The sequence below is a fragment of the Nonomuraea sp. NPDC050556 genome (assembly GCF_044457355.1).
GTDB lineage: Bacteria > Actinomycetota > Actinomycetes > Streptosporangiales > Streptosporangiaceae > Nonomuraea.
In genome coordinates this window covers 160,839-179,117 of record NZ_JBITGU010000006.1, presented here as the reverse complement: position 1 = coordinate 179,117, position 18,279 = coordinate 160,839, and the positions used below count along the sequence as shown (strand labels likewise).

Genomic DNA, 18,279 nt, shown 5'->3' with positions numbered 1-18,279 from the left:
AGGTTAATAGCCTATGGCTATGGAAACCAGAGCGGTGATGACTTGGACGGATGAAGACGGGATATCTACCGTCGGAAGACGTGACAGCCACGATTGAGCGCGGAGCCGCCACCGCGCCGGTGACCTCCCGCCAGAAGAGTGCCCCCGTCAAGGCACCAACGCCCAAGAGGACCGGCGGGTTCCTGGGCTCCTCGAACGGCAAGAAGGTCGTGATGGCCGTCACGGGCGCCATCATGGTGGGTTTCCTTGCCCTGCACATGCTCGGCAACCTCAAGATCTTCTTCGGCAACGAGTCGTTCAACGAGTACGCGCACTGGCTGCGCACGCTGCTGGAGCCCTTCGTGCCCTACCGGACGGTGCTGACCGTCCTCGAGGCCATCCTCGTCGCGAGCGTCGTCCTGCACATGTGGGCCGCCATCTCGCTCGCGCGCCGCGCGGGCCGGGCCCGCCCGGTGAAGTACGTCGCGAAGAAGTCGCAGGCGCAGGGGTACACCACCCACATCATGCGCTGGGGCGGCGTGACGATCGCGCTCTACCTCGTCTGGCACCTGCTCGACCTCACCTTCGGCGTCGTCAACCCCAAGGGCTTCGACTCCTCGCCGGCCGACCGCATGATCGCCGGGTTCCAGCCCGAGCGCTGGTGGGTCACGCTCATCTACGTGATCGCCCTGATCATGGTCGGCCTGCACCTGCGGCACGGCCTCTGGAGCGGCTTCCAGACGCTCGGCTGGGCCAAGGGCCGCCAGAAGCTGCTCAAGCTCATCGCGGGCGGCGTCTCTGCCGTGCTGGTCCTCGGCTTCCTGGCCCCGCCCATCGCCATCATGATCGGATTCGGCAAGTGAAGTACTCAGAGGGCGCGGAGATCCGCGACGGCAAGGCTCCAGAAGGCCCGATCGAGGAGCGCTGGGAGAAGCGGAAGTTCAGCGCCAAGCTGGTCAACCCGGCCAACAAGCGCAAGCTCAACGTCATCGTGGTCGGCACCGGCCTGGCCGGCGGCTCGGCCGCCGCGACCCTGGGCGAGCTGGGCTACAACGTCAAGTCCTTCTGCTACCAGGACTCACCCAGGCGCGCGCACTCGATCGCGGCGCAGGGCGGCATCAACGCGGCCAAGAACTACCGAGGCGACGGCGACTCGATCTACCGGCTGTTCTACGACACGGTCAAGGGCGGCGACTTCCGCGCCCGCGAGTCGAACGTCTACCGCCTGGCGCAGGTCTCGGTGAACATCATCGACCAGGCCGTCGCGCAGGGCGTGCCGTTCGCCCGCGAGTACGGTGGCCTGCTCGACACCCGCTCCTTCGGCGGCGCGCAGGTCTCGCGCACCTTCTACGCCCGCGGCCAGACGGGCCAGCAGCTCCTCCTGGGCGCCTACCAGGCGCTGGAGCGGCAGATCAAGGCCGGGACCGTGGAGATGTTCACCCGCCACGAGATGCTCGACCTCATCGTCTCGGACGGCAGGGCCCGCGGCATCATCGTGCGCGACATGGTCACCGGCGAGATCGAGCGGCACCTGGCGGACGCCGTCGTCCTCGCCTCCGGCGGCTACGGCAACGTGTTCTTCCTGTCCACGAACGCCAAGGGCTGCAACACCACGGCGATCTGGCGCGCGCACGAGCGCGGCGCGTACTTCGCCAACCCCTGCTACACGCAGATCCACCCGACCTGCATCCCGGTCTCCGGCGAGTACCAGTCGAAGCTGACGCTGATGTCGGAGTCGCTGCGCAACGACGGCCGCGTCTGGGTGCCGGTCAAGGGCGGCGACGACCGCGCGCCCGGCGACATCCCCGACGAGGAGCGCGACTACTACCTGGAGCGCATCTACCCGGCCTTCGGGAACCTGGTCCCGCGCGACATCGCCTCGCGCGCCGCCAAGAACGTCTGCGACGAGGGCCGCGGCGTCGGCCCCGGCGGGCTGGGCGTCTACCTGGACTTCCGCGACGCGATCGGCCGCCTCGGCCGCGACGCCGTCGCAGCGAAGTACGGCAACCTCTTCGAGATGTACGAGCGCATCACCGGCGAGGACCCCTACACCCAGCCGATGCGCATCTACCCCGCCGTGCACTACACGATGGGCGGCCTGTGGGTGGACTACGACCTGCAGTCCACGATCCCCGGCCTGTTCGTCGTGGGTGAGGCGAACTTCTCCGACCACGGCGCCAACCGCCTGGGCGCCTCGGCGCTGATGCAGGGCCTCGCCGACGGATATTTCGTGCTTCCGACGACGATCGGCGACTACCTGGCCAACGGCCCGTACGGCGAGGTCGACGACGAGGCGATCGCCGAGGCCGAGATCAAGGTCAGGCAGAAGATCGACAGGCTGCTGTCGGTCAACGGCACCCGCACCCCGGACTCCTTCCACCGGGAGCTCGGCAAGATCATGTGGGACTACTGCGGCATGGAGCGCACCGAGGAGTCGCTGCGCAAGGCCCTGGAGCTCATCCCGTCGCTGCGCGAGGAGTTCTGGCGCAACGTCAAGGTCTCCGGCGAGGCGGAGGAGCTCAACCAGACGCTGGAGAAGGCCGGGCGGGTCGCCGACTTCTTCGACCTGGCCGAGCTCATGTGCCTGGACGCCCTGGTGCGTACCGAGTCGTGCGGCGGGCACTTCCGCGCCGAGTCGCAGGACGCCGAGGGCGAGGCGCTGCGCGACGACGAGCACTTCGCGCACGTGTCCGCCTGGGAGTGGACCCCGGACCGCGAGCCCGTGCTGCACAAGGAACCGCTCGAGTACGACTACGTCAAGATGAGCCAGCGGAGCTACAAGTGAGTGAGCGTAGCGAGCGAACCAACAGACACGTGAACATCGTTCATGCCCGGGTTTTTGGGCGACTGAGCGCAGCGAAGGAGCCCCGGGCATGAACCTGACACTCAAGGTCTGGCGGCAGAGCGGTCCCGACGTTCCCGGCAAGATGGTGAAATATCTGGCCAAGGACGTCTCGCCGGACATGTCGTTCCTGGAGATGCTCGACGTCGTCAACGAGGGCCTGATCCTCGCCGGCGACGACCCGATCGCCTTCGACCACGACTGCCGCGAGGGCATCTGCGGCATGTGCGGCATGGTCATCAACGGCGTCGCCCACGGCGAGCAGGTGGCCACCACCACCTGCCAGCTCCACATGCGCCACTTCGAGGACGGCGCGACCGTCACCATCGAGCCCTGGCGCGCGGCGCCGTTCCCGGTGGTGAAGGACCTGGTCGTCGACCGCAGCGCCTTCGACCGCATCATCCAGGCCGGCGGCTTCGTCTCCGTCCCGGCCGGCTCCGCCCCCGACGCGCACAGCGTGCCGGTGCGCAAGGAGGACGCCGACGACGCGTTCGACGCCGCCACCTGCATCGGCTGCGGCGCGTGCGTGGCCGCCTGCCCGAACGGCTCGGCCTCGCTGTTCACCGCCGCGAAGATCACCCACCTGTCGCTGCTGCCGCAGGGCCAGCCGGAACGGCTCGCGCGGGCCAAGTCGATGGTGGACCAGATGGACGCCGAGGGCTTCGGCGGCTGCACCAACACCGGCGAGTGCACCGCGGTGTGCCCCAAGGGAATCCCGCTCGATACGATCGCCCGGATGAATGCGGACTACCTGAAGGCATAGGTCCCTCATGCGCATTGCCGCCGCCCAGCCCCTGATCGTCGCCTACGACGTGGCGGCCAACGCCGTCACGCACGCCGAGGCGGTGAGACGGTCGGGGGCCAGGGTGGTGGTGTTCCCCGAGCTCTCCCTGACCGGGTACGAGCTCGACGCCCCCGTGCTGGATCCGGCGGATCCCCGGCTGGGGCCGCTGGTGGAGGCGTGCGCGGAGACGGGGGCCGTCGCCCTGGCCGGGGCGCCCGTCGAGGGGCCCTGCATCGGGACGCTGGCCGTGGACGGCGAGGGCGCCAGGGTGGTCTACCGCAAGATGTACGTGGACGACGGCACCGAGGGCCTGCGGTTCGTCAACGGCGACAAGCCAGGCGTGCTGGAGGTGGACGGCCGGCGGCTCGGGCTGGCCATCTGCCGGGACACCCGCTTCCCCGAGCACGCGGCCGCCACGGCCGCGCTGGGCATCGACGCCTACGTGGCGAGCGTTCTGGAGACGGACGACCGGGCGCACGTGCAGGTCGAGCGGGCCCAGCGGGTCATCGCCGACCACGGCGTGTGGGTGGTGACCGCGAGCTACGCCGGGTCGACGGGCGGCGGGTTCGACGTCGCGGCCGGGCGGTCGGCGATCTGGGCGCCGGACGGATCCGTCGCCGCCGAGGTGGGGACCGAGCCTGGCGCGATCGCGGTGGCCACGCTGAGCGTGTAGTCGCGCTCGAACGTCGCGCCGATGCGGTCGAACGCCTCGGCGGAGGCGCGGAGCTCCGCCGCGTCGCCGTACAGCCTGCCGCGGCAGCGGGACAGGCACGCCGCCGCCCACAGGTTGTCCTCGCCGTCGGGAAGAGCGGCGGCCAGCCGTTCCGCCGCGTCGGGCAGCCCGGCGGCGATGGCCAGCTCGGCCCCGGCGGGCCGGGCGTATCTGACGAACCACCCGGGCAGGAAGTCGGCGAAGGCCCGCTCCACCAGCTCGGCCGCGTTCTCGAACGACCCGTTCTGCAGGGCGACGCGGGCGTCGGTGAAGGCCGCCATGGGCGCCATGTTGGGCATGGCCGCCAGGCCGCCAGGGGCGAAGATCGCGTCGGCGCGCTCGCGCCACGAGGCGGACAGCTCCTGGTCGCCGAGCAGCCCGTAGGCCAGCGCGGCGGCGCACGCGGTCGGGGCCATCCACCGCTCGGCCCGCTCCTTGTGGTTCCAGGTCATGGCGGCGTAGCGGAGAGCCTCGTCGAAGTCGCCGGTCAGCACCAGCGGTGGCACCAGCTTGCTCGTCGCCAGCGCCGGGTTGCTCCCGACGAGGTCGTCGCGCTGGACCATGGTGGACACCGAGACCGCCTCAGGCAGGTCGCCGACGGCCATCGCGTACGTCGAGGACGTGTGGAAGGCGTCGACGATCTCGATCCCGGCGCGCGGCTCGTCCCTGTCGAAGCAGCGCAGCAGGGCGAAGCGTTCCCCGGCCAGCCGGTACGCCTCGGCCAGCCGTCCAGCCGAGGCCTCGGCCGACAGGACCGCGTCGAGGGCGCAGCTGATCAGCACGTCGTCACCGGCGGCGCGCGCCGCCTCGACCGCCGCCAGCGCGAACGCGGGGTCGGGCGTGACGACCGCGCAGGCCGCGTTCCAGGCGGCCGCGACGGCCACGTAGGCGGCCACCGTGGCGTCGTCCTGGTCGCCCGCGGCCCTGGCCTCGTCGACCATCGACGCCAGCTTCGCGTACGGCACGGGCTCTCCCATGCCGAAGCCCCGATGCCGGGTCGCGGTGGTGACGGCTGCGGACAGCGAGATCGCGACCATGTCGCCGTCACCGGCCAGCCGCGCCTGCTCGGCAGCCGCCTCGTAGAGCTCGAAGGACACCCCGGCCTGGGCGATCGCCAGCGCGCACGCCGCGGCCTTGCGGTAGTCCTGCGCCGACTCCGCCGGGTCCGGCGCGAGCGCGGCCGCCTGCCGGTAGTGGTCGATGGACTCCATCACGAACCTGCGCCGGTAGGTCAGCACGGCCAGGGAGCGGGCCAGCCCGTGCGAGGGCGCGAGCGCCAGGGCGGCGCGCAGGTCGTCGCCCACGGCGTCGAAGCCGTCCGTCATCGCGGCGGCCGTGTCGTTCGCCCAGCGCACGTAGCGCTCGCGCACCTCGGGCGCCTCGCCGGAGGCCTCCAGCTGGTCGAGGGCGAAGGCGCGGACCGTCTCCAGCAGCCGCCACCTGCCGCGGTAGGCCACCAGGCTCTTGTCCACCAGCCTGCCGAGCACGTCGATGGCCGCCATCCGGTCGCCGTCGGCGGCCACGGCGGTGACGGCGTCGAGGTCGAAGGTGCCGACGAACATCCCGAGGCGGCGGAACAGCGCCTGCTCCTCGGCGTCGAGCAGGTCGTGGCTCCAGCCGAGCACGGCGCGCAGCGAGCGGTGCCGCTCGTCGCCGCCCCTGCCGCCGGCCAGCAGCCGCAGGGAGTCGTCGAGCGCGCTCAGCAGCCCGTCGGCGCCCAGCGTGGCGCTGCGTGCCGCGGCCAGCTCGATGGCCAGCGGCATCCCGTCGAGCCTGGCGCACAGGGCGACGAGCACCTCGTCAGGCGCCGAGAACGCGGGGTCGGCGGCGGTCGCCCGATCCAGGAACAGCGCCTCGGCGTCCGAGGACAGCGGCAGGGGAGACACGGGCACGACCCGCTCACCGGGTACGGCCAGCCGCTCGCGGCTGGTCACCAGGATCCTGGTCCCCGGGCAGGCGGAAAGGACGCGGTCGGCGAACCCGGCGACGGCGTCGAGCACGTGCTCGCAGTTGTCCAGGACGAGGAGCACCCGGTCCCTGCCGAGCCGCTCCACGATGGCCGACTCCAGGGGCTGAGCCGCCCGCTCCGTCACGCCCAGCACGGCTGCCACCGCCTGGGCCACGAACCCGTCGCGGACCGGTACGAGGTCCACGAAGGCCCCGCCGTACCCCAGGGAGGGGGCGGCGGTGGCTGCCAGCCTGGTCTTGCCGACGCCGCCGGGCCCGAGCAGGGTCACCAGCCGGGAGCTCTCGAAGGCCGCCTCGATCGCCGCGCGCTCCTCGGCGCGGCCGACGAAGGTGGTCCTGGCCGCCGGGACGCCCACCAGGTCGCCGGGCGCGGGAGGGGCGTCCGCCGCCAGCCCCGCGAGGGCGCGGCGGTCGGGCACGCCGTACTTGCGCAGCAGGGACGAGACGTGGCTCTCCACCGTCCGCACCGAGATGTGGAACTTCCTGGCGATCTCGGCGTTCGTGAGATGGGCGCCGAGCGCCTCGAGGACCTGCGCTTCCCGTTCCGACACCACCCGGACATCGTAGTCAATCAGTGGTGAATCCGTGGCGACCACGGATGTCCGTACAGGCTGGTCAGGCCAGCCTTGAGTCATGAGCAACCACCTGATGAACCTGCCCCGCCTCAGCGGCGGAACCGTCCACCTGCCCGGCGAGACCGGCTACGACGAGCGGCGCGGCTCGCTCAACCCCGCGGTCGACGCGCACCCCGTGATGGTGATCGAGGCGGCCGGCGCGGCCGACGTCCGCACCGCCGTCCTGGCCGCCGCCGACTGCGGGCTGGCGCTGGCCGTCCAGGCCACCGGCCACGGCACCCACACCGCGGCCGAGGGCATCCTGCTGCGCACCACCTGTATGGACTCGGTGCGCGTCGACCCCCTGCGCCGCACCGCCACGGTCGGCCCAGGCGCCCGCTGGGGCCGGGTGCTCGACGAGGCCAGGAAGTACGGCCTGGCCCCGCTGTCCGGCTCCTCCCGCGACGTCGGCGTCACCGGCTTCACCCTGGGCGGCGGCGTCGGCTGGCTCTCGCGCCGGTACGGCTTCGCCGCGGACAGCGTGCTGAGCGCCCAGGTCGTCCTGGCGGACGGCAGGCAGGTCCGGGCGAGCGAGGAGGAGAACGCCGACCTGTTCTGGGCGCTGCGCGGCGGCGGTGGCGGCTTCGGCATCGTCACCTCGCTGGAGTTCCGCCTCTACCCGGTGCGCGAGGTCCAGGCCGGGGTCATCACCCTGGACAGGGAGACCGCGCTGGCCACCTACCGCAGGCTGACCGAGAACGCCCCCGACGCCCTGTCCACCGCGCTGATGATCACGCCGGACTCGGTGTGGATGAAGGTGCTCTACGCGGGCGGCGCGGCCGAGGCGGAGAAGCTCGTCGGCCCCGGCCTGACCACGATGGAGTACGCGGACGCGGCCATGGGCGGCACCCCCGCGCGCTACCTGGACTTCTACCACGACCTGCCCGACGAGGCGCTCATGCGCACCGGCTCCAGGGCGACCGTGGAGATCAGGCACTGGGGCGGCGCCATGGCCAATCCGGGCGGACCCGCCGGACACCGCTCGGTTCCCTACTCCGTCATCGTCAACGAGGCCACCGAGGACATGCCACGCGGCGTCGGCGCCACGTTCCTCAACTTCCTGGCCGACCCGTCCAGGATCCACACGGCTTTCACCGCCGACAACTTCCGCCGCCTGGCCGAGGTGAAGCGCGCCTACGACCCGAGCGGGATGTTCGGCCCCCGATGAACACGCTGACCTCCTACGACGGGACCACGATCGCGTTCGAACGGCTCGGCGACGGGCCGCCGATCGTCCTGGTCGGCGAGTCCGAGCCACTGGCGACGCTGCTCGCCACCCGCTTCACCGTCTACCGCTACGACCGCAGGGGCTGCGGCGGCAGCGGGAACATCGCCCCCTACTGCCTGGCCCGCGAGGTCGAGGACCTGGAGGCGCTCATCGAGCTGGCCGGGGGCAGGGCCTGCGTCGTGGCCCTGCCTTCGGCCGCCGAGCTGGCGAGCGCGGCGGCGCGGGCGCTGCCGTGCATCACCCGGCTGGTCACGCTGCCCAGCTAGCCGTGGCCTCGATCCTGGCCCGCCACTCCTTCTCGCCGGGACCGCCCGGCTCCCACCTGCCGCAGAAGTCGGCCAGCTCCTCGCACCTGGCCAGCATCGCCGCCTGACGGTCAGCCCAAGCGGGCACCTCGCCGCCATAGGCCTCGAAGAGGTACGGCAGAGCCGCAACGTGCTCGGGATGATGGGTCCTGACGATCCACTCGCACCACGCCAGATCCTCCACCGGATCGCCCAGGTGCGCCCACTCCCAGTCGAGCAGCGTCTCCGGCTCCAGGAGCAGGTTCTGCGGCCCGAAGTCGCCGTGCACCAGCACCTTCCCGCTGCGCGCCGGCATCGACTGGATGCGCTGCAGCAGCCGCCCGCAGGCGGCCAGCACCTCGGCTGCGCGGCCCTCCTCGATCAGGTCCTGGCCGTGCTCGCCGGTGACGAACCTGGTGGTCAGGCTGGAGCCGCTCTCCCTGACCAGCGCGGGCACCGGCAGCCTGCCCTTGTAGCGGCGCAACATCGTGCGCTCGGTCTTGAGCCTGGCCTCGGCGCCGGGGCCCTCGTAACACTTCACGACAAAGAAGCCGTCACCGATCGTGCTGTTGGTGTAGCCGTGCCGCAGGTGCCCCATGGGGAGCTATCTTGCCGCAGTCGGGCACCCCCGGTCGCCCACTCATGCCCCCCGGCTTCATCGCATTATGTGACGATCTGTTACACAGGGTGATATGCAGTCGCGAAACCTGGTGCTCGCCACCGCCGCCTTCGCGATCACGTTCTGGGCGTGGAACCTGATCGGTCCGCTGTCCGGCAGTTACAGCAAGCTGCTGCACCTGTCGCCGACGCAGACCTCGATGCTGGTGGCCATCCCGGTGCTGGTCGGGTCGCTCGGCAGGATCCCGGTGGGCGTGCTCGCCGACAAGTTCGGCGGCAGGCTGATGTTCGCCGTCATCTGCTTCGCCACGATCGTGCCCGTGCTGTTCGTCGGCTGGTCGTCCTCGTACGGCTCGCTGCTGTTCTGGGGGTTCGTGCTCGGCATCGGCGGCACGTCGTTCGCGGTCGGCGTGCCGTTCGTCAACGCCTGGTACGAACCGGCCAGGCGCGGTTTCGCCACTGGCGTGTTCGGCGCGGGCATGGGCGGCACGGCGCTGTCGGCCTTCTTCACCCCGCGCCTGGTCGAGGCGCTCGGGCGGTCGGCCACGCACGTGCTGATGGCGGTCGCGCTGGCGGCCATGGGCGTGATCATGCTGGTGGCCAGCAAGAACGCGCCTTCGTGGCAGCCGTCGACGGCTCCGGCGCTGCCGCGTATGCGCGAGGCGATGAAGATCAAGGCGACCTGGCAGTGCGCGTTCCTCTACGCGGTGGCCTTCGGGGGGTTCGTGGCGTTCTCCACCTACCTGCCGACGTTGCTGCAGAACGTGTACGCGTTCGCCCAGACCGAGGCGGGCATGCGGACCGCCGGGTTCTCGATCGCGGCCGTGGTCGCCAGGCCGCTCGGCGGCATCCTGTCCGACCGGGTCGGCCCGGTGCGGGTGCTGCTGACCTCGTTCGCGGGCACCGTCCTCATGGCGATCGTGCTGAGCTTCAACCCGCCGCTGGAGGTCGCGGCCGGGGTCAGCTTCGTGGCCATGGCGTTCTTCCTCGGCCTCGGGACGGGCGGCGTCTTCGCGCTGGTCGCCAAGGTCGTCGAACCGTCCAGGGTCGGTACGGTCACCGGCCTGGTCGGCGCGGCGGGCGGGCTGGGCGGCTACTTCCCGCCGCTCGTCATGGGCGCCGTCTACACCGCGACCGGCGCCTACACGATCGGCTACCTGCTGCTGGCCCTGACCGCGGGTGCCGCCCTGCTCTACACGGCCCGCGCCTTCCGCTCCTAAAATGGTTTGCCTGGTCAGCGCGTCGCTTGTCACTCTTGACGTTCTATGCGCTCTCTCCCCCAGGCCGACCCTGGCACTCCGGATGCGCGCGGTCCCCTTCGCTACCTGTGGTGGAACGCGCGCAGTCAGTCGCGTGCCCTGACGACGGGCATCGGCTTCGCGATCGTCTGGTGGCTCGGGCAGGCGCTCGTCCCGGCGGTGCTCGGCAAGGGCATCGACGCCGTCACCGGCAAGGACACCCGCTCCCTCCTGATCTGGTCGGGCGCGCTGCTCGCGCTCGGGCTGATCCAGGCCTACGCCGGGATCATGCGCCACCGCATGGCCGTCTACAACTGGCTGGCCGCCGCCTACCGCACGGTCCAGGTGACCACCCGCCACGCCACGAAGCTGGGCGCGACGCTGCCCAAGCGGCTGTCGACCGGCGAGGTGGTCAGCGTCGGCAACTCCGACATCGCGCACATCGGCAACTCCATGGACATCCTGCTGCGCGGCACCGGAGCGGTCTTCGCGATCGCCCTGGTGACGTGGATCCTGATCGCCACCTCGCTGCCGCTCGGCCTGATGGTGCTCGTCGGCGTCCCGGTCATGGCCGTGGCCGTCGGGCCGCTGCTCAAGCCGCTGCACAAGCGCCAGCACGCCCACCGCGACCTGCAGGGCGACCTGTCCACGCGGGCCGCGGACATCGTGGCGGGCCTGCGGGTCCTGCGCGGCATCGGCGGCGAGCAGGTGTTCGCCGACCGCTACCGCGAGGAGTCCCAGCGCGTACGGCACGCCGGGGTGCGCGTCGCCGGGGTCGAGTCGCTCCTCGAAGGCGCGCAGATCCTGCTGCCCGGCCTGCTCATCGCGGCCGTCACCGGGCTCGGCGCCTCCTTCGCGATCGGCGGCCAGATCACCACCGGGCAGCTCGTCGCCTTCTACGGCTACGCGGTCTTCCTGATCGGCCCGCTCCGCACGCTCACCGAGGCGGCGGACAAGCTGACCAAGGGCCACGTCGCGGCCAAGCGGGTCGTCCGCATCCTGTCGATCCAGCCGGAGATCACCGGCGGCACCGCCACGTCGCCGGGCGGCGTGCTGCGCGACGCCTACAGCGGGGTCACGCTGCAGCCGGGCGCGCTCACCGCGATCGCGGCCACCTCGCCGGACGAGGCCATCGCGATCGCCGACCGGCTCGGCCTCTACGCCGAGGGCGACGTGACCTTCGGCGATGTTCCGCTGGGCGACCTGCCCGTCGCCGAGGTGCGCTCGCGCATCCTGGTGGCGGACAACAACGCGCGGCTGTTCACCGGCAAGCTGCGCGACGAGCTGGACGTGCGCGGCACTGGCACCGATCTCGACCCCGCGCTCCACGCCGCCTGTGCTGAGGACATCGTCGAGTCGCTGCCCGAAGGGCTCGACGCCTGGGTGGCAGAGGCGGGGCGCGAGTTCTCCGGCGGGCAGCAGCAGCGGCTGCGGCTGGCCAGGGCGCTCGTCACCGACCCGGAGGTGCTCATCCTGGTCGAGCCGACCAGCGCCGTCGACGCCCACAGCGAGGCGCGCATCGCGGAACGGCTGGCCAAGGCGCGGTCCGGGCGGACCACGCTGATCTGCACGACCAGCCCGCTCGTGCTCGACCGCGCCGAGCACGTCGTCTACGTCGACCAGGGCAAGGTGTGCGCGGAAGGCACGCACCGGGACCTGCTCGACTTCGAGCCCGGATACCGGGCGACCGTGACCAGAGGGGAGGACTGATGGCGAAAGAGATCCTGCCGGTGGCCGACGAGGCCCAGGTGCGTGCTTACGCGCGCCGGCTGACGCTGAAGTACCCCCGCGAGCTCACCGTGGCCCTGGCCCTGCACGGCCTGGCCGCCGCGACGGGGCTGGCCGTACCCCGCCTGCTGGGGGACCTGGTCGCGAACGTGCAGAACCACGTGGCGGTGAACGTGCCGCTCGTGGCGCTGGGCATCGGGGCGTTCCTGGTGCTGCAGGCCGTACTCGTGCGTTATGCCGTGCTCGCCTCGGCGCGGCTGGGCGAGAAGGTGCTCGCCGAGCTGCGCGAGGAGTTCGTCGACCGGGTGCTCGGGCTGCCGCTGTCCACGATCGAGCGGGCCGGTTCCGGCGACCTGATCACCAGGACCTCCCGCGACGTCGACTCCCTGTCGCGGACCGTACGGCACGCCGTACCCGAGACGCTGATCGCGGTCGTCACGTTCACCATCAGCGTGGGCGCGCTGCTGCTCGTCGGGCCGCTGCTCGCGGCTCCCATGCTGCTGGCCGCGCCGATCCTGTGGATCTCGACCCGCTGGTACCTCAAGCGCGCCCGCGACGGGTACCTGCGGGAGAACGCCGCCTACTCCGAGATGACAGAAGGGCTCGCCGAGACCGTCGAGGGCGCCAGGACCATCGAGGCCCTGGGGCTGCAGTCGCGGCGGCACGCCCGCACCGACGGCGACATCGGCGGCTCGTGGGCGGCCGAGCGTTACACCCTCGGGCTGCGCACGCGCTGGTTCCCGGCCGTCGAGCTGGGCTACGTCATCCCGATCACGGCGACGCTGCTGGCCGGTGGGCTGTTCTACATCAACGGCTGGGTGGCGATCGCGCAGGTCGTCGCCGCCACGCTCTACGCGCAGCAGCTCGTGGACCCGCTCGACCGGTTCCTCATGTGGATCGACGAACTGCAGGTCGGCGGGGCGGCGATGGCGCGCCTGCTGGGCGTGGCCAACGTGCCCGACGACCGCACTCCGGGTACGGCCGTGCCGTCCGGGGAGGAGCTCGCGGTCTCCGGCGTGCGGTTCGCCTACCGGGAGGGGCGTGACGTGCTGCACGACGTGTCGCTGAGGGTCGCGCCGGGGGAGCGGCTGGCCATGGTCGGGCCGTCGGGGGCCGGGAAGTCGACGCTCGGGCGGCTGCTGGCGGGCATCCACGGGCCGCGCACCGGAGAGGTGACCGTGGGCGGGGTTCCGCTGGTCGACCTGCCTCTGGACGCGTTGCGCGGGCATGTGGCGCTGGTGACGCAGGAGCATCACATCTTCCGCGGGACCGTGCTGGAGAACGTGCTGATCGCTCGGCCTTCCGCATCGGCTGACGACGTGTCGAAGGCGTTGGCGGCGGTGGACGCGCTGGAGTGGATCACGGCGCTGCCGTTGGGTCTCTCGACCGTGGTGGGGTCGGGCGGGGAGGCGGTCTCGCCCGCTCAGGCGCAGCAGTTGGCGTTGGCGCGGTTGGTGCTGGCCGACCCGCACACGCTGGTGCTCGACGAGGCGACCTCGCTGATCGACCCTCGGGCGGCGCGCAACCTGGAGCGGTCGCTGGCTGCCGTCCTTGAGGGGCGTACGGTCATCGCGATCGCGCACCGCCTCTACACGGCGCACGACGCGGACCGGGTCGCGGTCGTGGAGGACGGGCGGATCAGCGAGCTGGGGTCGCACGACGAGCTGGTCGCGGCCGGGGGCTCCTACGCCGCCCTGTGGTCGAGCTGGCACGGCACCCCGACCTCGACCTCCCGCTGACCCCGTTCGGGGCTTTGGAGTCCCTGAGGGCCCCTACGACCCTTGAGGTCCTTACCTCAAGGGTCGTAGGGGTTTTGGGCTTACAGGCCCAGGGACTTCTTCAGGAAGTCCACCTGGAGGAGCAGCAGGTTCTCCGCCACGACCTCCTGCGGCGTCATGTGCGTCACCCCCGACAGCGGCAGCACGCTGTGCGGCCGCCCGGCGGCGAGCAGCGCCGAGCTCAGCCGCAGGGTGTGCGCCGCCACCACGTTGTCGTCCGCGAGCCCGTGGATGAGCAGCAGCGGCCGCTCCAGCTTCGCCGCGTCGGCGAACAGCGACGACTGGTCATAGACCTCGGGCTGCTCGTCCGGGTGCCCGAGATACCGCTCGGTGTAGCACGTGTCGTACAGCCGCCAGTCGGTCACCGGCGCCCCGGCCACCGCCGCGTGGAACACGTCCGGACGGCGCAGCACGGCCAGCGCCGCCAGGAACCCGCCGAACGACCAGCCGCGGATGGCCACCTTGGACAGGTCGAGGTCGTCCGGATATTGCTGAGCCACCCCCTGGAGCGCGTCGATCTGGTCCTCCAGCGGCGGGTCGGCCAGGTCGTTGAGCACGGCGCGGTCGAAGTCCGGGCCTCGCCCAGGGGTGCCGCGGCCGTCGGCGACGATCACCGCGAAGCCCTGCTCGGCGAACCACTGGCTGGTCAGGTACGCCCCATAACGCTGCTGGACGAGCTGGCCGTGCGGCCCGCCGTACGGGTCCATGAGGACGGGCAGCTTCCGCGAGCCCTGCTCGTGCCACGACGGGAAGACCACGGCCGTCGACAGGTCGCGGGTGCCCGCGCGGCCGACCGAGACCCGCAGGTCGAGGCCGGGACGTTCGGCCCGCGACGGGATCGGGATGGTCATGCCGCTCGGCAGGACGACCGTGGTGGAGACGCCCTCCTTCTCCAGGCTCTGCTCGGTCAGCACGCCGACGCCGCCCCTGAGGCGGCCGGAGTAGACGCCTGACTGGGTGGAGACGGGCATGAGCGAGGTGCCGTCCCAGGTCCAGAGCTGGATCTCGGTGGGGTCGCCGCTCGCCCTGAACAGCACGGTGTCGCCGTCCACGTCGAGCACGTCGCGCACCTGCAGCGTGGGCGGGGTGACCGGGGTGTCGCCGACGATCAGCCGGTAGCCGTGGTTCTCCGCCGCGATCCAGACGAGCGAGCCGTCGTCGAGGTGGCCGGGGACGCCCGTGAAGACGTCCACCCACGCTGGGTCGGTGTCCTCCCTGACCAGCGTGCTCGCGCCCGTCTCCGGGTCGACGGTGAACAGCTTGAGGCTCTTCTGGTCGCGCGACATGGTGACGATCGACAGCGCGTGGGCGTCCCAGTCGGCGGTGGTCAGATATTCCTGCTCGTACGGCACGGCCGTCCTGCTGCCGTCCAGGCCGAGGACGAACAGTTCGGTGGTCGCGTTGGGCGTGCCCGCTGCGGGGTAGCGCTGGTCGGCGGCCGGTTTGGCGGGGTTGGCCGGGTCGGCGATGTGCCAGGTCTGCACGGGGGCCTCGTCGGCGCGCTCGACCAGGAGGCGGTCGCTGTCGGGGGACCACCAGTAGCCACGCATGCGGTCCATCTCCTCGGAGGCGATGAACTCGGCGAGACCGTAGGTGACGGTGTCACTCTCAGGCTCAGCCAGCGTGGTGCCCTGGTCGGTTTCGAGGTCGTACACATGGAGGCTGCCCCCCTGCACGTAAGCAACCTTCCGCCCGTCCGGCGATATACGCGGATCAATCACCCCAGGGTCAGTGGGGATCTTGCGAGTCTCTCCAGCAGCCAGCTCTGTCAGATAGAGCCCACCGGACAGCGCGAACACCGCCCTGCTGACCGCCGAGTCCGTCGTGTAGCCCACCACCCCACCCGCCTGCTCCCGACTCCGCTCCCTGCGAGCCTTTTCCTCAGGCGGCAGATTTTCGTCATCGGCATCCAGGGCACGAGGATCGACGACGAGCCGTTCGACGTGGTTGGTGGTGTCGAGCTCCCAGAGGCAGGTGACGGGGTCGGTGCCGGACTGGGTACGCAGGAAGACGACACGGCGGCCATCGGGGGCGATGGTGAATCCCCGGGGAACACCCAGGGAGAACCGGCGGGTCCTGGCCAGCAGTCGCGGGAAGCTCTCACTCATACCCCCAATCCTGCCAGCCCGCCCACACAGCCCCACACAACCCACCACCCCCCAACGCCCACCACCCCTCCCCAAGCCACCCACCCGCCCATCGATGGCCGCTACACCCACCCCAAGGGAAGCCGTCGAGCAGACGACCACCCGCGCACCACCTCCCCAGCGCCGGTGCGGCGAGACGGTGTGCGGTGGAGCCCGGCGCAACACGCACGGCCCCCAGCAACCAGCCCCCGCGCGGCCCCCGGCAAGCAACCCGCGTGGAGCCCCAGCCGCTCAACGCGCCGATGTAGCGACGAGCAACCACGTCCGACTGAGTGCCATGACCCCGAGCACGGAAACCCACGACGGCGAGTAGCGATCCCCTGGCGCCAGCCGTACCACCAAAAGCCCCAAGAAAGACCGTGCAATACCCTCATGTCTATGTCTGACCGACGGTTGTTGCTCGTGCACGCCCACCCCGACGACGAGTCGATCGGCTGCGGCGCCACCATGGCCAAATACGTCGCCGAAGGGGCCCAGGTCACCCTGGTCACCTGCACCCTCGGCGAGGAAGGCGAGGTCATCCCGCCCGACCTCGCCCACCTCGCCGCAGACCAGGACGACACCCTCGGCCAGCACCGCATAGGCGAGCTGGCGGAAGCGTGCAAGATCCTCGGCGTAACCGACCACCGCTTCCTCGGCGCCCCAGGCCGCTGGCGCGACTCCGGGATGATGGGCGTCGCGTCCAACGACCGTCCCAACGCCTTCTGGCAGGCCGACCTCGACGAAGCCGCCGGTGAGCTGGTCAAGGTGATCCGCGAACTACGTCCCCAGGTGCTCGTCACCTACGACGAGAACGGCTTCTACGGTCACCCCGACCACATCCAGGCCCACCGCGTCTCCATGCGCGCCTACGAGCTCGCCGCCACCCCCGGCTTCGGCGACGGCGAACCGTGGCAGATCGCCAAGTTCTACTACACAGCCGTTCCCAGGTCCGTGATGCGCCGCCAGGCGGAGGCGCTGCGGGAGGCGGAGGTGGAGTTCCAGATCGAGGACGTCGACGACATGCCGTTCGGCTGCTCGGACGACGTGGTGACGACGGAGATCGACGCCCGGCCGTACGTGGAGCAGAAGCTCGACGCCATGCGCGCCCACGCCACCCAGATCGCGGTTGACGACCCGTGGTTCGCGCTGTCGAACAACATCGGGCAGGAGGCGATGGGGGTGGAGCATTACATCCTGCACCACGGGGTTCGCGGGCCTGCCGTGGTCGGGGCGCCGATGGAAGCAGGAGGCATCGGCGAGCCGCAGGTGCGCGAGAACGATCTTTTCGCGGGCATCCACTAACCTCGACCACCATGGAACCACCCCGCCAGGACACCCCACCCGGTTCCCCCACGCCCGCACCCGATGGCCCTTCTGCAGCGGATAGCGGCGGTATGTCCTGGGGTGACATGCCACCGGGCGGGGTCTTCCACAGCGCCACCCAGGGAATGGCGCACCACAGGAACAGCCAGCTCGAAGCCGCCCTGGGCGGGGCCGCCTACGGGATGCTGTTCGTCCTCGGGATGGTCGTAGGCGTGATCGGCGGTTTCTCTCAGGACTGGTACGTCGGAGATGTCCCCATCTCCGCCATCGCCTGGGTCATCGCCCTGTTCGTTCTGTGCCTGGGCGCCGGACGCCTGATGCGCACCAAGCTCGCCGCCACGTGCCTGGCCATCGGCTGGCTGGTGGTGTCGATGGTCCTGTCGATGAAGCTGGCCGCCGGCGACCTCGTCATTCAGGGCGATCTGGCCGGGGTGATCTACCTTTACGGCGGGATGGCAGCCATCGTCGCCGCCTTCCTCCTCTCCCCGAGCTCCGGCACCTCCTGGCTCCTCCGCGGCCACCCTTCCCGGTAGCTCTTAGGGGTACGGCTCCCGCCAGCAACACCCCACCCGCCGTCGCCCGTGACCGCCTGTGCCCCATTAGCACGCGGGCGCGCCGACGACCCGCCGCAACATCGGCGCGCAGAACCCCGAGACCTCCCACCCTCCCCAAGCGGAAACCCCACACCCCCGCCACCAGCACCCCCCGTCACGAAGATCACCACCACACGAGGGTCTCCACGCCTGGGACCCTAACCTCGGGGAGTCCACGCCCGGGGACGGAGACCCAGGGCCGCATCCCACGCCCGGGGACGGAGACCCAGGGCCGCATCCCACGCCCGGGGACGGAGACCCAGGGCCGCATCCCACGCCCGACCCCTACGCCCGGCTCCTGCGCCCGGCTCCTGCGCCCGGCTCCTGCGCCCGGCTCCTGCGCCCGGCTCCTGCGCCCGGGGCCTACGCCCGCGGAGGACCCCGCCTGCGGAGACCCTCGCGTCCGAGACCCTCTACGCCGCGAGTGGAGCCACACTCGCCACGACAAGGCCGCCACAAGG

The 18,279-nt window shown here is 71.2% G+C and carries 13 protein-coding genes and 1 pseudogene; 11 read left to right on the top strand and 3 right to left on the bottom strand.

Annotated elements, in window-relative coordinates; all coding sequences use genetic code 11:
• The first annotated feature begins 80 nt into the window (after positions 1 to 80).
• The 4 genes from ACIBG8_RS47595 to ACIBG8_RS47580 all read left to right on the top strand — a co-directional run bounded on the left by ACIBG8_RS47595 (position 81) and on the right by ACIBG8_RS47580 (position 4,278).
• Complete coding sequence (locus ACIBG8_RS47595; RefSeq protein ID WP_397349937.1) at positions 81 to 842, top strand: succinate dehydrogenase cytochrome b subunit; 762 nt, start codon at positions 81 to 83, stop codon at positions 840 to 842.
• Entirely contained in the window at positions 839 to 2,764 is a 1,926-nt protein-coding gene (locus ACIBG8_RS47590) for a fumarate reductase/succinate dehydrogenase flavoprotein subunit (RefSeq protein WP_397349936.1), read from the top strand. The genes ACIBG8_RS47595 and ACIBG8_RS47590 overlap by 4 nt, the downstream gene beginning before the upstream one ends.
• A gap of 88 nt (positions 2,765 to 2,852) precedes the next feature.
• Positions 2,853 to 3,584 (top strand): succinate dehydrogenase/fumarate reductase iron-sulfur subunit, encoded by a 732-nt coding sequence (locus ACIBG8_RS47585; protein ID WP_397349935.1) that lies wholly within the window; start codon positions 2,853 to 2,855, stop codon positions 3,582 to 3,584.
• A gap of 7 nt (positions 3,585 to 3,591) precedes the next feature.
• On the top strand, positions 3,592 to 4,278 hold the full coding sequence (locus tag ACIBG8_RS47580) for a carbon-nitrogen hydrolase family protein (RefSeq protein ID WP_397349934.1): 687 nt from the start codon (positions 3,592 to 3,594) through the stop codon (positions 4,276 to 4,278).
• Between the two features lie 2,411 nt (positions 4,279 to 6,689).
• Here ACIBG8_RS47580 and ACIBG8_RS47575 read toward each other — a convergent pair.
• Positions 6,690 to 6,920: pseudogene (locus ACIBG8_RS47575) on the bottom strand (response regulator transcription factor); the annotation flags it as partial.
• Between ACIBG8_RS47575 and ACIBG8_RS47570 the strand changes: the two are divergent.
• Both ACIBG8_RS47570 and ACIBG8_RS47565 read left to right on the top strand, forming a co-directional pair.
• On the top strand, positions 6,919 to 8,067 hold the full coding sequence (locus ACIBG8_RS47570) for an FAD-binding oxidoreductase (RefSeq protein ID WP_397349933.1): 1,149 nt from the start codon (positions 6,919 to 6,921) through the stop codon (positions 8,065 to 8,067). The pseudogene ACIBG8_RS47575 and the gene ACIBG8_RS47570 overlap by 2 nt on opposite strands.
• Positions 8,064 to 8,393: an alpha/beta fold hydrolase gene (locus ACIBG8_RS47565; RefSeq protein WP_397349931.1), complete on the top strand. Its 330-nt coding sequence runs from the start codon at positions 8,064 to 8,066 to the stop codon at positions 8,391 to 8,393. The genes ACIBG8_RS47570 and ACIBG8_RS47565 overlap by 4 nt, the downstream gene beginning before the upstream one ends.
• On the opposite strand, the gene ACIBG8_RS47560 is transcribed toward ACIBG8_RS47565, so the two are convergent.
• Positions 8,377 to 9,009 carry a phosphotransferase gene (locus ACIBG8_RS47560; RefSeq protein WP_397349930.1) on the bottom strand — a complete coding sequence of 211 codons (633 nt, stop codon included), beginning with the start codon at positions 9,007 to 9,009 and terminating at the stop codon, positions 8,377 to 8,379. The two genes, ACIBG8_RS47565 and ACIBG8_RS47560, sit on opposite strands and share 17 nt — an antisense overlap.
• A 94-nt stretch (positions 9,010 to 9,103) precedes the next feature.
• On the opposite strand from ACIBG8_RS47560, the gene ACIBG8_RS47555 reads away from it, so the two are divergent.
• Genes ACIBG8_RS47555 through ACIBG8_RS47545 form a run of 3 tightly spaced genes read left to right on the top strand, consistent with a single transcriptional unit; the run spans position 9,104 to position 13,734 of the window.
• Entirely contained in the window at positions 9,104 to 10,249 is a 1,146-nt protein-coding gene (locus tag ACIBG8_RS47555) for a nitrate/nitrite transporter (protein WP_397349928.1), read from the top strand.
• Between the two features lie 45 nt (positions 10,250 to 10,294).
• Positions 10,295 to 11,977: an ABC transporter ATP-binding protein gene (locus tag ACIBG8_RS47550; RefSeq protein ID WP_397349927.1), complete on the top strand. Its 1,683-nt coding sequence runs from the start codon at positions 10,295 to 10,297 to the stop codon at positions 11,975 to 11,977.
• Positions 11,977 to 13,734, top strand: a complete 1,758-nt coding sequence (locus ACIBG8_RS47545) for an ABC transporter ATP-binding protein (protein WP_397349926.1) — start codon at positions 11,977 to 11,979, stop codon at positions 13,732 to 13,734. The genes ACIBG8_RS47550 and ACIBG8_RS47545 overlap by 1 nt, the downstream gene beginning before the upstream one ends.
• Before the next feature lie 80 nt (positions 13,735 to 13,814).
• On the opposite strand, the gene ACIBG8_RS47540 is transcribed toward ACIBG8_RS47545, so the two are convergent.
• Positions 13,815 to 15,881, bottom strand: a complete 2,067-nt coding sequence (locus ACIBG8_RS47540; RefSeq protein WP_397349925.1) for a prolyl oligopeptidase family serine peptidase — start codon at positions 15,879 to 15,881, stop codon at positions 13,815 to 13,817.
• 417 nt (positions 15,882 to 16,298) lie between these two features.
• Between ACIBG8_RS47540 and mshB the strand changes: the two genes are divergently transcribed.
• Both mshB and ACIBG8_RS47530 read left to right on the top strand, forming a co-directional pair.
• On the top strand, positions 16,299 to 17,204 hold the full coding sequence (gene mshB / locus ACIBG8_RS47535) for an N-acetyl-1-D-myo-inositol-2-amino-2-deoxy-alpha-D-glucopyranoside deacetylase (RefSeq protein WP_397349924.1): 906 nt from the start codon (positions 16,299 to 16,301) through the stop codon (positions 17,202 to 17,204).
• A 92-nt stretch (positions 17,205 to 17,296) separates the two neighbouring features.
• On the top strand, positions 17,297 to 17,758 hold the full coding sequence (locus ACIBG8_RS47530) for a DUF6113 family protein (RefSeq protein ID WP_397349923.1): 462 nt from the start codon (positions 17,297 to 17,299) through the stop codon (positions 17,756 to 17,758).
• Positions 17,759 to 18,279 lie beyond the last annotated feature (521 nt).